At 64.6% G+C, this 12,441-nt stretch carries 12 protein-coding genes; 7 read left to right on the top strand and 5 right to left on the bottom strand.

The annotated features are described in order from the left end of the window. Positions 1–46 precede the first annotated feature (46 nt). The gene (locus F8237_RS05140; RefSeq protein ID WP_151642702.1) at positions 47–499 is read left to right on the top strand and encodes a TspO/MBR family protein; all 453 of its coding nucleotides are present in this window, start codon (positions 47–49) and stop codon (positions 497–499) included. Between the two features lie 8 nt (positions 500–507). Here F8237_RS05140 and F8237_RS05135 read toward each other — a convergent pair whose 3' ends face one another. From F8237_RS05135 to F8237_RS05120, 4 genes are all read right to left on the bottom strand, one after another. Beyond that, positions 508–2,043 (bottom strand): cryptochrome/photolyase family protein, encoded by a 1,536-nt coding sequence (locus F8237_RS05135; protein ID WP_244626076.1) that lies wholly within the window; start codon positions 2,041–2,043, stop codon positions 508–510. An 8-nt stretch (positions 2,044–2,051) separates the two neighbouring features. Continuing rightward, positions 2,052–2,657, bottom strand: a complete 606-nt coding sequence (locus F8237_RS05130; RefSeq protein ID WP_151642700.1) for an RNA polymerase sigma factor — start codon at positions 2,655–2,657, stop codon at positions 2,052–2,054. A 77-nt stretch (positions 2,658–2,734) separates the two neighbouring features. After that, a complete protein-coding gene (locus F8237_RS05125) occupies positions 2,735–3,382 on the bottom strand; it encodes a ChrR family anti-sigma-E factor (protein WP_151642699.1) in 648 nt (215 codons plus the stop codon). After that, positions 3,379–3,924 carry a sigma-70 family RNA polymerase sigma factor gene (locus F8237_RS05120; RefSeq protein ID WP_151650463.1) on the bottom strand — a complete coding sequence of 182 codons (546 nt, stop codon included), beginning with the start codon at positions 3,922–3,924 and terminating at the stop codon, positions 3,379–3,381. Before F8237_RS05120 ends, F8237_RS05125 begins: the two co-directional genes overlap by 4 nt. A gap of 458 nt (positions 3,925–4,382) precedes the next feature. Here F8237_RS05120 and F8237_RS05115 point away from each other — a divergent pair, with 458 nt between their 5' ends. Next, positions 4,383–6,461: a putative bifunctional diguanylate cyclase/phosphodiesterase gene (locus tag F8237_RS05115; RefSeq protein ID WP_151642698.1), complete on the top strand. Its 2,079-nt coding sequence runs from the start codon at positions 4,383–4,385 to the stop codon at positions 6,459–6,461. Between the two features lie 8 nt (positions 6,462–6,469). Here the strand turns inward: F8237_RS05115 and F8237_RS05110 are convergent, their stop codons facing one another. Further along, a complete protein-coding gene (locus tag F8237_RS05110) occupies positions 6,470–6,802 on the bottom strand; it encodes a DUF3291 domain-containing protein (RefSeq protein ID WP_151642697.1) in 333 nt (110 codons plus the stop codon). A gap of 105 nt (positions 6,803–6,907) precedes the next feature. On the opposite strand from F8237_RS05110, the gene F8237_RS05105 reads away from it, so the two are divergent. The 5 genes from F8237_RS05105 to F8237_RS05085 all read left to right on the top strand — a co-directional run bounded on the left by F8237_RS05105 (position 6,908) and on the right by F8237_RS05085 (position 12,373). Beyond that, the gene (locus F8237_RS05105; protein ID WP_162005880.1) at positions 6,908–7,804 is read left to right on the top strand and encodes an alpha/beta fold hydrolase; all 897 of its coding nucleotides are present in this window, start codon (positions 6,908–6,910) and stop codon (positions 7,802–7,804) included. A gap of 152 nt (positions 7,805–7,956) precedes the next feature. Then, the gene (locus F8237_RS05100) at positions 7,957–8,532 is read left to right on the top strand and encodes an HdeD family acid-resistance protein (protein ID WP_151642695.1); all 576 of its coding nucleotides are present in this window, start codon (positions 7,957–7,959) and stop codon (positions 8,530–8,532) included. A 108-nt stretch (positions 8,533–8,640) separates the two neighbouring features. Beyond that, positions 8,641–9,852: an ABC transporter substrate-binding protein gene (locus F8237_RS05095; RefSeq protein ID WP_151642694.1), complete on the top strand. Its 1,212-nt coding sequence runs from the start codon at positions 8,641–8,643 to the stop codon at positions 9,850–9,852. A gap of 201 nt (positions 9,853–10,053) precedes the next feature. Next, the gene (locus F8237_RS05090; protein ID WP_151642693.1) at positions 10,054–11,268 is read left to right on the top strand and encodes an acyl-CoA dehydrogenase family protein; all 1,215 of its coding nucleotides are present in this window, start codon (positions 10,054–10,056) and stop codon (positions 11,266–11,268) included. Between the two features lie 142 nt (positions 11,269–11,410). Next, complete coding sequence (locus F8237_RS05085) at positions 11,411–12,373, top strand: alpha/beta fold hydrolase (protein WP_151642692.1); 963 nt, start codon at positions 11,411–11,413, stop codon at positions 12,371–12,373. Positions 12,374–12,441: the final 68 nt, after the last annotated feature.

Genomic DNA, 12,441 nt, shown 5'->3' with positions numbered 1-12,441 from the left:
GCGTTAAGTCGATACTCCCTATGTGTATCACGCGCGACGTTGGCTAATGGCAAGTTATGCAAGAGTGGCACTGTTCATCCTGATCGTGGTCGGGATCGGCTTTGTCATCGGTAGTACAAACCTGCCGGGCGGCTGGTATGCCGGGCTGACCAAGCCGCCGTTCAACCCGCCGAACTGGGTGTTCGCGCCGGCGTGGTCCGTGATCTACCTGCTGATCGCGCTGGCCGGGGCACGGACCTGGGAGCGGACGCCGCGCGGTGCGGGCATGCTGCTCTGGACCGTGCAGATGCTGCTCAATTTCACCTGGTCGCCGGTCTTCTTCACCTGGCATCGCACCGGCGTGGCGCTGGCCGTGATTGTCGCGATGCTGCTGTCCATCATCGGGTTCATCGTCGAGCGTTGGCAGGCCGACCGGGTCGCCGCGGCGCTATTCGTGCCCTATCTCGCCTGGGTGGCTTTTGCCACCCTGCTCAACGCCAGCATTTTCTGGCTCAACTGAGCCGCGGCTCAGGTTAAGGCCTCGGCGATGCTGGCTGCCTGGCGCCGGATCGAGCGCAATTCTCCGTCATCCTTGCGGGCCAGATTGGCATACTGGTTCTTCATCCGGCCGTTGGCGGCGAAGCGATGGCGGTGCTTGTCCAGGAAATTCCAGTAGAGCGTGGTAAAGGGACAGGCATCCTCGCCGATCGATTTTTTGGGATCGAAGCGGCAATGCCGGCAATGATCGCTCATGCGGTGGATGTAGTTGCCCGACGCCGCGTAGGGCTTCGTGCCGACAATGCCGCCGTCGCCATGCTGGCTCATGCCGAGCGTGTTCGGCAGGGAAACCCAATCGACCGCATCCCAGAACATCGACATGTGCCAGCGATGGACGTCGTAGGGCCGCACGCCCAGCAGCATGGCGAACAGCCCGAGCACCATCAGCCGCTCGATATGGTGGGCATAGGCGTAGTCGATCGTGTGACCAATCGCCTCGGCGAGGCAGCGCATGTCGGTCTCGCCGGTCCAGTAGAATTTCGGCATCGGCAATTCGGCGCCGAGCGCGTTCGCTTGCGCATAGTGCGGCATGCGCTGCCAGTAGATGCCGCGGACGAATTCTCGCCATCCGATGATCTGGCGGGTGAAGCCTTCCAGCGCGTTCAGCGGGGCCGTGGTGTTTCGAAGCGCGGACCGGACGACCTCCAGCGGGCGCAATTGGTGCAGGTTCAACGGGCCCGACAAGACCGAGTGGTAGAGGAAAGGCTGGCCGGATCGCATCGCGTCCTGATAGTCGCCGAACTGCGGCAGCCGCTCGGCAACGAAGTCGTCCAGCTGCGCGAGCGCCTGTGTCCGCGTGACAGGCAGGTCGAAGCCGTCGAGCTTGCCAGGGCTGCCTGCGAAGCGTGCGGCGACGAGCCGCAGCACCTCCGTCGTGATCGCGTCGGGCGGACATGCGGGTCGCGGCGGTATGGAGGGGTTGGTCCTGCCGAAGGATTTGCGATTCTCCGCGTCGAAATTCCACGCGCCGCCGACAGGTCGTCCGGCGATATCCATCAGAAGCCCGGTCTTCCGGCGCATGGCGCGGTAGAAGGTTTCAAGCACCGGGCGTGGATGTCGTTCAGAAAAGGCCGCAAACTCCTCGCGCGAGCACAGGAAGTGGCTGTCGCTGCGGATCTCCGGCACCTGCGGCAGGCGGCGCAGCTTCTCGGCGACGCGCCAGTCGCCCGGCTCGACCACAATCGTCCGGGAGGGCCTGAACCCACGCTGGGCCCGCGCGATCTCGGTTTCGAAGCGCCCGGTATTGTCGTGCTCGTCGATGTAGACATAGTGCACACGCCGCCCGCGCGCGATCAGTTCGTCCCTGAAGTGTCGCATCGAGGCGAGGAAATAGGCGATGCGCTTTTTGTGCTGCGGGATGTACGAGGTCTCTTCGATCACCTCCATCTGCAGCACGAGGTCGTGGGCGGGGTCGAAGCCGTCGAATGCGGCGCCGTCGGCGTCGAGCTGGTCTCCGAGCACGACGACGAGATGGCGGACGTCCTCCGGCCCGCTGGATCGGTCCAATGGCAGGCTCACGGATGGGGCTGCGGTGCGGCAGCACCTGACGCACAAGCCAGGCAATCGGTGCGGACCGAAGCGAGCGTCCGATGCAGCCAGGTCTTGATCGTGCCGACGGGCACGCCGAACCGCCGCGACAGGCTCAGCCGGCTTTCACCCTCGAGATAGGCGAGCGAGAGCAGATGCCGGCGATCCCGTGGAAGTCTGTCGAGAACACCGGCCGCGATCGGCTGAACGAGATCGTAGTCGAACGGGTCGGTATCCCGCCCGCCTGCATCGGGCACGGACAAGGCTTCGTCCAGATCGGTCGTGGCCACCTGCTTCAGCCGGAGCGCGTCGATTGTGGTGTTGCGCATGATCGTGCACATCCACGTGATGGGCGAGGCGCGTCGTGAATCGAAACTCGCGGCGTTTTTCCAGATCTTCAGATAGGCTTCCTGAAGCAGATCGTCGAGATCGACGATCGATGGCGACACCGCCAGTGCGGTCTTGCGCAACCTGTTGCGGGTCGACGCGTGCAATTCCGCAAAGGCCCGCTGGTCGCCGTTTCCGGCGCGCCGGAGCAGGGCACTCAACCGCTCGATGCTTGAATCCCTTTGAACGGCGCGACCGCAGCTCATGCCTCGTCTCCCGCATCAGTCAGCAAGGAAACGATGCCCGCGCGGCGCTGGATCACCTCCGCGAACGGAGGCCGCGCTCAAAGCCGGACGAAGGGCGAAATCAGCCGGCCAAGCAGTCCATGCAATTCGAGGTCTCCGGTCATGGCGACCAGACACAGGCAGGGTTCCTCCGGCCCCACGACAGGCTGATGATCGACCTCGCCGTCGCCGAAATCGAAATCGCCCGGGCCGTAGCGGCCGGCTTCGTGACTGAAGCTGCCCTTCAACACGCAGGTCAGCTCCGTTCCACTGTGAGAGTGTTGCAGCATGCGTGCGCCGGGCGCGGACCACAGCAGGAACGCGCGCGACTGTTTCGCGCTCGGCAGAATGATCGGTTGAAGCTTCAGGCCGGGCGCCACGCGGCGTTGCTTGCCGAACCGGCAGCGGCGCAATATCTCCGGCAAATCCTCATCCGGAAGCTCGGCAGGCGGCTGGGCATCCTCGCGCGGCGCCGGCTGCGGCTCATCGAGCTTCGCCATGATCGCCGCGAACGCATCGGCCTTCATCGCAACCGGTGCGGTCTCCTCGAGCGCGGCGCCGGCCAGATGCTCCATCGCCCCGGCAAAGCGGCGGCACGCCGGGCACTGCGCGACGTGCACGGCGACAACGAGATGATCGGCCTCGTCGAGTCGGCCCGTTGCGAAATCGGCAAGCAGTTCGTCCGGTGGGTGGTGACTGATGGTCATGTCGATTCGTCCAGCAGGTCTCGCAGCCGATTCATGGCCAGTCGGATGCGTGATTTCACGGTTCCAAGGGGAATGCCGAGGCTCTCGGCGATCTCTGCATGTGGGCGCTCCTCGATAAACGACATCCGGACCACCCTGGATTGCTCCTCCGACAGGCGAAGCAGCGCGGCCGCAACGCGCGAGACGTCCTCGCCTCGGGTCATGAGGATCTCAGGTGAGTCGACGACGTCGTCAGCGTCATCGATGAAGCCGGGCTGGTCGGCACGCGCCTGTCGCACCGCGCGCCTGGCCGCGTCGATGCGCAGATTCCGCGCGATGGTGAAGATCCACGCGGCTGCGCCGCCGGACGACGGATCGAATTGAGCCGCCTTGCGCCAGACGGCAAGCAGCGTGCTCTGCGCGATTTCCTCCGCGGTGTCGGCGTCCGTCCCGATCTTCATCAGGAGACCCTTCACGCGAGGAGCAAAATGCTCGAACAGAAGCTTGAAGGCATCGCGATCGCCATGGGCCGCGACACGTCCGATCAATTCAGCCCATTCCACCGTCGCCTTGGGCCTTTCCAATGGTGTCCGTTGCAACCGGATCCAGCGACGAGCGGGCAGGGAGGGCCTGCTCCGTACGGACCTGCTCAGGGCTGGAAGACCGGCGTTCATGAAGCCTCGGTTGGTATATCCGCTCGGAAACGATGGACGCCGCCGTTTGGATCACCTGCCGGGTGGTCATGTCTTAGGCGTTCGTCCGGCCTGCGACAAGCGGGGTTCCAGTTGCCGTCAGTGGCGCAGTGGCCGCTCACCCCTTCTTCATACTGCTTGCGCTTTGTTCCCTTCAAAGCCGGTGCGGGAGGGGCGCCCTAACCGGCTTTTAAGGCCCGGCATGGCCCGATCGCCTGCCTGCGCTTCCATGCGCCGGGCCGCCATTCGCACTTTTCTAACCAACATTCGAACTGCTCTGATCCGTTCTCACGCCAAGCCCGTATCTCGCATTCGGGAGAAATCATTCGATGTGGCAAGCCCTGACCTGTCTGCCTGCGCAGCATGACCTCAGCTACGTCATAGCTGCGGCGCTCGTCTGCGTGCTGGGCTCGCTGCTGTCGATGCGGCTGCTGGCGCGGGTTCGTCGCAATACCGGCATGCGGCGGTTGCATCTGCTGTTCCTGTCCGGACTGGTTGCGGGCGGCACCGTCTGGACCACCCATTTTGCGGCCATGCTCGGCTACAATGCGCCGGTCGCGCGCGCCTTTGAACCAGCGCTGTCGTTTGCTTCGCTGATGATCGCCGTGATCCTGGCCTGGGTGGGATTCTTCATGACGACCCGCACGCGGCTCGGACCCGCGATCGAGGGCGGCGGCGCGATCTTCGGTCTTGGCATCGCCGCGATGCATTACACGGGGATGGCGGGTTTCGAGATCCCGGGCGTGCTCGGCTGGAACTACCCGCTCGTTGCACTCTCCGTCGTGTTCGCGGCCGGCTTCGGCGCCGTGGCCGCCAACCGCATTGCGCGGCCGATCACCCGCTTCTGCAAATATGGCGGCACGCTCGCGATGATCCTGGCGATCGTCTCGCTGCATTTCACCGGCATGGCCGCCGTGACGATATACCCGGTCTTCGACATGGCCGTGCCGCCGCAGACCCTGTCCGACACTTTCATGATCACCAGTGTCATCGTCGGGGTCAGCCTGATGATGGCGATGGGAGCCTCGGCCTACGCGATCGACCTGCAGGCCGCCAACGAAGCGACCGAAAGTTACAAGCAACTGGCGATGCACGACCCGCTCACCGGTCTGCCGAACCGCAACGGCCTGTCGCAGCGGCTGCACGATCTGATTGCCGGACGTGGCGACGACACCGCGCGCGTCGTCGTGCTGGCGATCGATCTCGATCGCTTCAAGGACATCAACGACGTCCACGGCCATATCGGAGGCGACTATCTGCTGCAGCAGGTGGCACGGCGCATCTCCGGCGAATTGCGGGAGGGCGAGTTCCTGGCCCGGATCGGCGGCGACGAATTCGTCGCCGTCAAGAGCGAGATTTTCGCGCGCGGAGAGGCGGTGAAGTTCGCCGAGCGGCTGCGCAAGGTCGTGCTCGAGCCGGTCGAGTGGCAGCATCAGACCCTTGCGGTCGGTTGCAGCATCGGCGTTGCCCTGTTTCCCGAGCACGGGCAGACCGGCGAGTGTCTCACCCAGCGCGCCGACCTTGCGATGTATCGCGCGAAGAGCCTCGGCCGCGGCAAGATCTGCACCTATGAGCCGTCGATGGACGAGGCCAGCCGCACCCGCGCCGAGCTTGCGATCGATCTGAAGCGCGCGCTGATCGGCAACGAGCTGGAACTGTACTATCAGGTCCAGAACGATACGCAGACCGGAGGGATCGTCGGCTTCGAAGCCCTGATCCGCTGGAACCACCCGCAGAAGGGGCGAATCCCGCCGGATGCCTTCATTCCGATCGCGGAAGAGACCGGCCTGATCATCGAGATCGGCGACTGGGTGATGCGGACGGCCTGCCAGACCGCCGCGCGGTGGCGCCTGCCGTACAAGGTCGCGGTGAACGTCGCGCCGATGCAGCTGAACCACGACCTGTCGCGGCGGGTCGCGGAAATTCTGAAGGAAACGGGACTGCCGCCGGCGCGGCTGGAGATCGAGCTGACCGAGAGCGGCATCATCGCCGACCGCCAGCATGCGCTCCAGGTGGTGCTTGCCCTGAAGAGCATTGGCGTGACCGTCGCCATGGACGATTTCGGCACCGGCTATTCCTCGCTGTCGACGCTGCAGGCCTTTCCGTTCGACAAGATCAAGGTCGACAAGAGCTTCGTCCAGGCGGTCGAGACCAGCGTGCATGCGGCCGCGATCGTCAAGGCGACGCTGCTGCTCGGGCGCAGTCTCAACATTCCCGTGCTGGCCGAGGGCGTCGAGACCACGCGTCATCTGGATTTCCTCCGCGAGGAAGGCTGTGACAGCGTGCAGGGCTATCTGTTCGGCCGACCGATGCCGGTCGATGTCATCAACCGGATGATCGACGAGCAGAAAGCCGCGGAACCCGGGCAGGAGGCACAGGACGAGCGCGCGAAGGTCGTGGCCGCCTGAGGTCGCGGTCAGATATCGCGACCATCGCGCCTCCAGAGGTCGTAGACGGTGCTCCACTCGGGAATTTCGTCGCAGGCGAAACCATGGGTCCGGCCGCTTCCGAGCTGCCGAAAATTCTTCATCGCCTTCAGATGCGCGCCGCTTGCCACGAAGGCGCGCATGCTGGCCAGGTCCGACCACACCGTCATGGTATGATAGACCCCGTCGACGAGCCGGCCCGCGGCCACAAGATTGCCGGGTGCGCGTTGCGCCTGTGTGAATGACCGGATCGTCCGCCACCAGAACACCGGCAATTGCGCGATGCCCCGGGGACGAAAGCCGGTCATGGAGACATAGACCATGCTGCCCCTCTCGATCGCCTGGGTTCGATGAGGAAACGATGCCCAAAAGGGGATGGATCGTTTGTGGCAGCCGATTTATCCTGCCCGCGAAGCGAGGTGCGCAGCATGCAGCCGAAAATCGTCACCACCGATGTGCTGGAGATCGCCTATCTCGACTACGGCGCGCCCGATGGCTGGCCCTGCATCATGGGCCATGGTTTTCCCTATGACGTGAACGCCTATGCCGAGGCCGCGCCGATCATTGCAGCGGCAGGCGCGCGGGTGCTGGTGCCCTGGCTGCGCGGCTACGGGCCGACGCGATTTCGCTACGCCGAGACCTTGCGCTCCGGCGAGCAGGCGGCGCTGGGTGCCGATCTGCTCGCGTTCATGGACGCGCTCGACATCGAACGCGCGGTCGTCGGCGGTTATGACTGGGGTGGGCGCGCGGCCTGCGTCGTCTCGGTGCTGTATCCCGAGCGCGTGATCGGGCTCGTCTCCGGCAATTCCTATAACATCCAGAACATCGCCCGCGCGATGGAGCCGGCTTCGCCGCCGGAGGAAGCGGCGCTCTGGTATCAATATCTCTTCCACAACGAGCGCGGCCGCCGCGCGCTGGAGCGGAACCGCCGCGGCTTTGCGCGCCAGCTCTGGTCAATGTGGTCACCGACCTGGGCGTTCGACGACGCGACCTTCGAGACAAGCGCGGCGTCGTTCGACAACCCCGATTTCGTCGACGTCGTCATCCATTCCTATCGCCATCGCTACGCGCTGGTCGCGGGCGATCCCGCCTATGCCGCGATCGAGGCGAAGCTTGCAGGCCAGCCGCCGGTGCGCGTGCCGACCATTGCGATCGACGGCGACAGCGACGGCGTCAATCCCGGCACCGCCCATCATGCGAGGAAGTTCGAGGGATTTTTCGAGCGGCGCGTATTCGCCGGGGCCGGCCACAATCTGCCGCAGGAACGCCCCGCCGAATGGGCGCAGGCGGTGCTCGATGTGCGCGAGGCGGCGGAGCGCGGCTGAGCTTCCAAGGAGGCGCTGCGAGCGAAGCTCCGCATGCGATCTTGATTTGCGTCAATGTTCGGCCGGCCCGGGCTGCTTTGCTGTCTGTCGTCCCGGTCCGGCCCATGCTATCCTGAATTGTGCCTCCGGGCTTCACATGCGGGAGTGGCGTCATGACCAGTGCTTCGGATACATCTCATCATTCAAGCCTCGGCTCCGGCATCGCGGCGCTGCATGCCAAATGGGGCTGGATCGTCGCGCTCGGTGTGGTCTATCTCGTCGCCGGCTTCGTCGCGCTCGGCAGCGTGGTGATGGCGACGGTGGCGAGCGTGATCGTGGTCGGCGCCATGATGATCGTCGCCGGCGCGGCCGAGATCATCGGCGCGTTCCAGTTGAAGAGCTGGGGCAAGTTCCTGATCTGGGCGTTGCTCGGCGTGCTCTATGTCGTCGCGGGCTTCCTGACCTTCGAGAACCCGGTATTCGCGGCAGTGCTGCTGACGCTGTTCCTCGGCGCGTCGCTGATCGCCTCGGGCGCGGTGCGGCTGTTTCTCGCCTTCAGCATGAAGCGCGAAAGTCCGTGGGTCTGGGTGGCGCTGTCCGCCGTCATCACGCTGCTGCTCGGTCTGTTGATCCTGGCGCGCTGGCCGGTGAACAGCGTCTACATCCTCGGCCTGTTCCTCGGCATCGACCTGATCATGGCCGGCGCGGGCTGGATCAGTCTCGGCTTCAGCCTGAAGCAGCGCCACTAGCTTACCAGCAACTCGACGCAAGACCATCTTGCGGAACTCCGCTGATCTGACGCGCTGACAAAAAGCAGCACGCCGCGCCGCGCGGACGATAATCACTGGGGAGAAACCATGAAAGCCGCTTTGGCCCTGGCCGCAGCGCTGGCTGCCGCCTGCTTGTCGATGCCCGCCTCCGCGCAGAAATCCTACGGTCCCGGCGTCAGCGACACCGAGATCAAGATCGGCAACACCATGCCCTATAGCGGCCCGGCGTCGCCGCTCGGCATCACCGGCCGAGTGATTGCTGCCTATTTCGACGAGGTCAACGAGAAGGGCGGGGTCAACGGCCGCAAGCTCAATCTCATGTCGCTCGACGACGCGTTCTCGCCGCCCAAGACCATGGAAGCCGCGCGGCGTCTGGTCGAGGGCGATGGCGTCGCCTTCATCTTCGCCACCATGGGCACCGCGCCGAGCTCGGCGATCGCGAAATATCTCAACAGCAACAAGGTGCCGCAGCTGTTCCTGATCAGCTCGGCCTCGAAATGGAACGACCCCGCCAACATGCCGTGGTCGATGGCGCTGCCTTGGGCGCCGAACTACACCAGCGAGGCCGCGATCGACGTCGCCTATGCCCGCACCAAGAACCCGAATGCGCGCTTCGCGGTGCTCTACCAGAACGACGACGCCGGCAAGGAATATCTTCGCGGCGTCAAGGAAGCGCTCGGCGCCGATGCCGACAAGGCGATCGCGATGGCCTCGAGCTTCGAGGTCACCGATCCCACCGTCGATTCCCAGGTGCTGACGCTGGCGAGCACCAAGGCCGATGTCTTCATGATCTACTCCGTGACGCCGCGCGCCTGCGCGCAGGCGATCCGGAAAGCTCATGAAGTCGGCTGGGTGGCGACGCGCTTCCTGGCAAGCGGCTGCGCCAACAAGGCGACCGTGATGGTGCCGGCCGGCCTCGATGCCGGCAAGGGCGTGCTGTCGCTCGGCTCGCTCAAGCCGTTCGTCGAGCACCCGAAGGACGATCCGGCGATGTCGGCCTATATCGACTTCGTCAAGAAGCGGCTGCCCAATGCCGACATCAACAACGTCGCCGCGCTCTACGGCTATACGGTGGCCGAGGCGCTGGTGGTGGTGCTGAAGCAGTGCAAGGACAATCTGACGCGCGAGAACATCATGGCGCAGGCGACGAACCTGAAGAACGTGCCGCTGTCGCTGCTGCTGCCGGGCATCACGCTCAACACCACGCCGCAGGATTTCCGCCCGATCAAGGACGGCTATATGCTGCAGTTCGACGGCAACGACTGGGTCGTGGCGAGCGAGCTGCTGCGGGGGACGTGAGGCACAAGGCCGAGTGAGGGGCTACGGGAACGGTGCACCCTCTCCCCTTGTGGGAGAGGGTGGATCGTCGCGAAGCGGCGAGCCGGGTGAGGGGTTTCTCTCCGCGCGCGAAACTGTCTGTTGCGTTCGCGGAGAGAGACCCCTCATCCGGCGCTTCGCGCCACCTTCTCCCACAAGGGGAGAAGGGAAGAGGAGAACACCATGGACTTTCAACACTCCGCCCGTTCGCTGGAGCTTCAACAGCGCGTCCGCCAGTTCATGCGGACGCATGTCGAGCCGGTGGAGGAGCTCTATTACGAGCAGGTGAAGCCTGAGGCCACGCGTTACAGGACGCCGCAGGTCCTGCAGGACCTGAAGCGGCTGGCGCGCGAGCAGGGGCTCTGGAACCTGTTCCTCTCCGGCGAGCACGGTCCCGGGCTTACCAATCTCGAATATGCGCCGGTGAAAGAGATCATGGGCCGCATCCTCTGGGCGCCCGAGGTGTTCAACTGCTCGGCGCCGGACGTCGGCAACATGGAGGTGCTCGCCAATTACGGCACGCCGGCGCAGCAGGAGCGCTGGCTGAAGCCGCTGCTGGAGGGGCGCATCCGCTCCGGCTTCTCGATGACGGAGCCGCAGGTCGCCTCCAGCGATGCCACAAACATCCAGTGCAAGATCAAGCGCGACGGTGACAGCTACGTCATCAACGGACGCAAATGGTTCACCTCGGGTGCGATGAACGAGGATTGCGAGATCCTGATCGTGATGGGCAAGACCGCGCCCGACGATCCCGACCGTCATCGCCAGCAATCCATGATCCTGGTGCCCAAAAACACGCCGGGCGTGCGCATCGTCCGCGACATGCTCACCTACGGCTATGACGACGCGCCGGTCGGTCACCCCGAGATCGTCTACGAGAACGTCCGAGTGCCCGCTGAGAACATCCTGCTCGGCGAAGGCCGCGGCTTCGAGATCGCGCAGGGCAGGCTCGGGCCCGGCCGCATCCACCACTGCATGCGCCTGATCGGCTGCGCCCAGCGCGCGCTGGAATTGATGTGCCAGCGTGCGGTCTCCCGCGTCGCTTTCGGCAAGCCGCTCGCCGAGCAGGGCTCGGTCAAGGAGGACATTGCACATTCCTTCTGCGAGATCGCGCAGGCCCGTCTGCTCACGCTGCAAGCCGCCGACAGGATGGACCGCGAAGGCAACAAGGCCGCGCGCGACCTGATCGCCGCCGCCAAGATCGTGGTGCCCAGCATGGCCGCCCGCGTCATCGACCGCGCCATCCAGATCCACGGCGCCGCCGGCGTCTCGCAGGATACTTTCCTGGCCCGCGCCTATGTCTACGCCCGCTTCATCGGCATCGGCGACGGGCCGGATCAGGTGCATCTGGCCGCCGTGGGCAAGGAACTGATCAAGCGCGGCGGGGTGATCGCGTAGGCAGACAGCTTTTCGGGCGATCGCGCAAAAATTTGTGTGCGCATCTGGTCAGTAGGTAGCATGGTGTGCTCTGATGCGCCGGATTCTTTGGTGCGTCACTGCCGACGTTGTTGCGCTCGGCACATCTGCGAGCAGGTCAACAATGTTCAGTTTCGTCCCGGGCAGCCGGACCTCCGGCGCGCGGTCCATCGCGGCCATTTTCGCCTCCATCCTCACCATCCTGATCATCTGTAGCGGCCGATCCGCGCTTGCGGCGGTCGAGCCCTTTCCCGCGGATTTCAGAATCGAGCGTGTCTCGGTCAACGGCGTCACCCTGCATGTCCGCGTTGGCGGAAAGGGACCTGCGGTCGTGCTCCTGCATGGATTTGCCGACACCGGCGACATGTGGGCGCCGCTCGCCAAGGCGCTCTACAAGGACCACACCGTGATCGTTCCGGACCTGCGCGGGATGGGGCTGTCGTCGCAATCCGCAGGCGGCTACGACAAGAAAAACCAGGGCGTCGACATCGCCATGCTCATGGACAAGCTCAATGTCCAGAAGGCCGATCTGGTGACTCACGACATCGGCAACATGGTTGGCTATGCGCTGGCGGCGCAATATTCCGATCGCATCACCAAATGGGTCGTCATCGACGCGCCGCTGCCGGGTATCGGTCCCTGGGACGAAATCCTGAAAAGCCCCATGCTGTGGCACTTCAATTTCCGCGGGCCCGACGTCGATCGCCTCGTCAAGGGCCGCGAGCGCATCTATCTCGACCGGTTCTACAACGAGCTGTCGGCTGATCCCAAGGCCATCGACGAAGCGACGCGCAACCATTATGCGAAGCTCTACGCCCGGCCCGGCAACATGCACTACGCCTTCGAGCAGTTCGCCGCGTTCGGCAAGGACGCCGCCGACAACAAGGTTTTTGCCGGGACCAAGCTGAACATGCCGATCCTTGCTCTTGGCGCCGAAAAGTCCTTTGGCGATCAGCAAGCTGCGATCATGCGCGACGTCGGCACCAGGGTCGACGGCGGCATCATCACCGGCTCCGGACATTGGATCATGGAAGAGCAGCCGGCGCAGACCGTGAGCAAGGTGCGCGCTTTCCTCGACGGGAAATGACGGGGAAGCGTTTCATCCGCATCGGCGGCGCGCCGGATCAAGTGAATCTTCGGCGTGCCGTCGAGCAG

The sequence above is a fragment of the Bradyrhizobium betae genome, from assembly GCF_008932115.1.
In the GTDB taxonomy this organism is placed as follows: domain Bacteria; phylum Pseudomonadota; class Alphaproteobacteria; order Rhizobiales; family Xanthobacteraceae; genus Bradyrhizobium; species Bradyrhizobium betae.
This window is presented reverse-complemented; position numbering and strand designations above follow the sequence as displayed.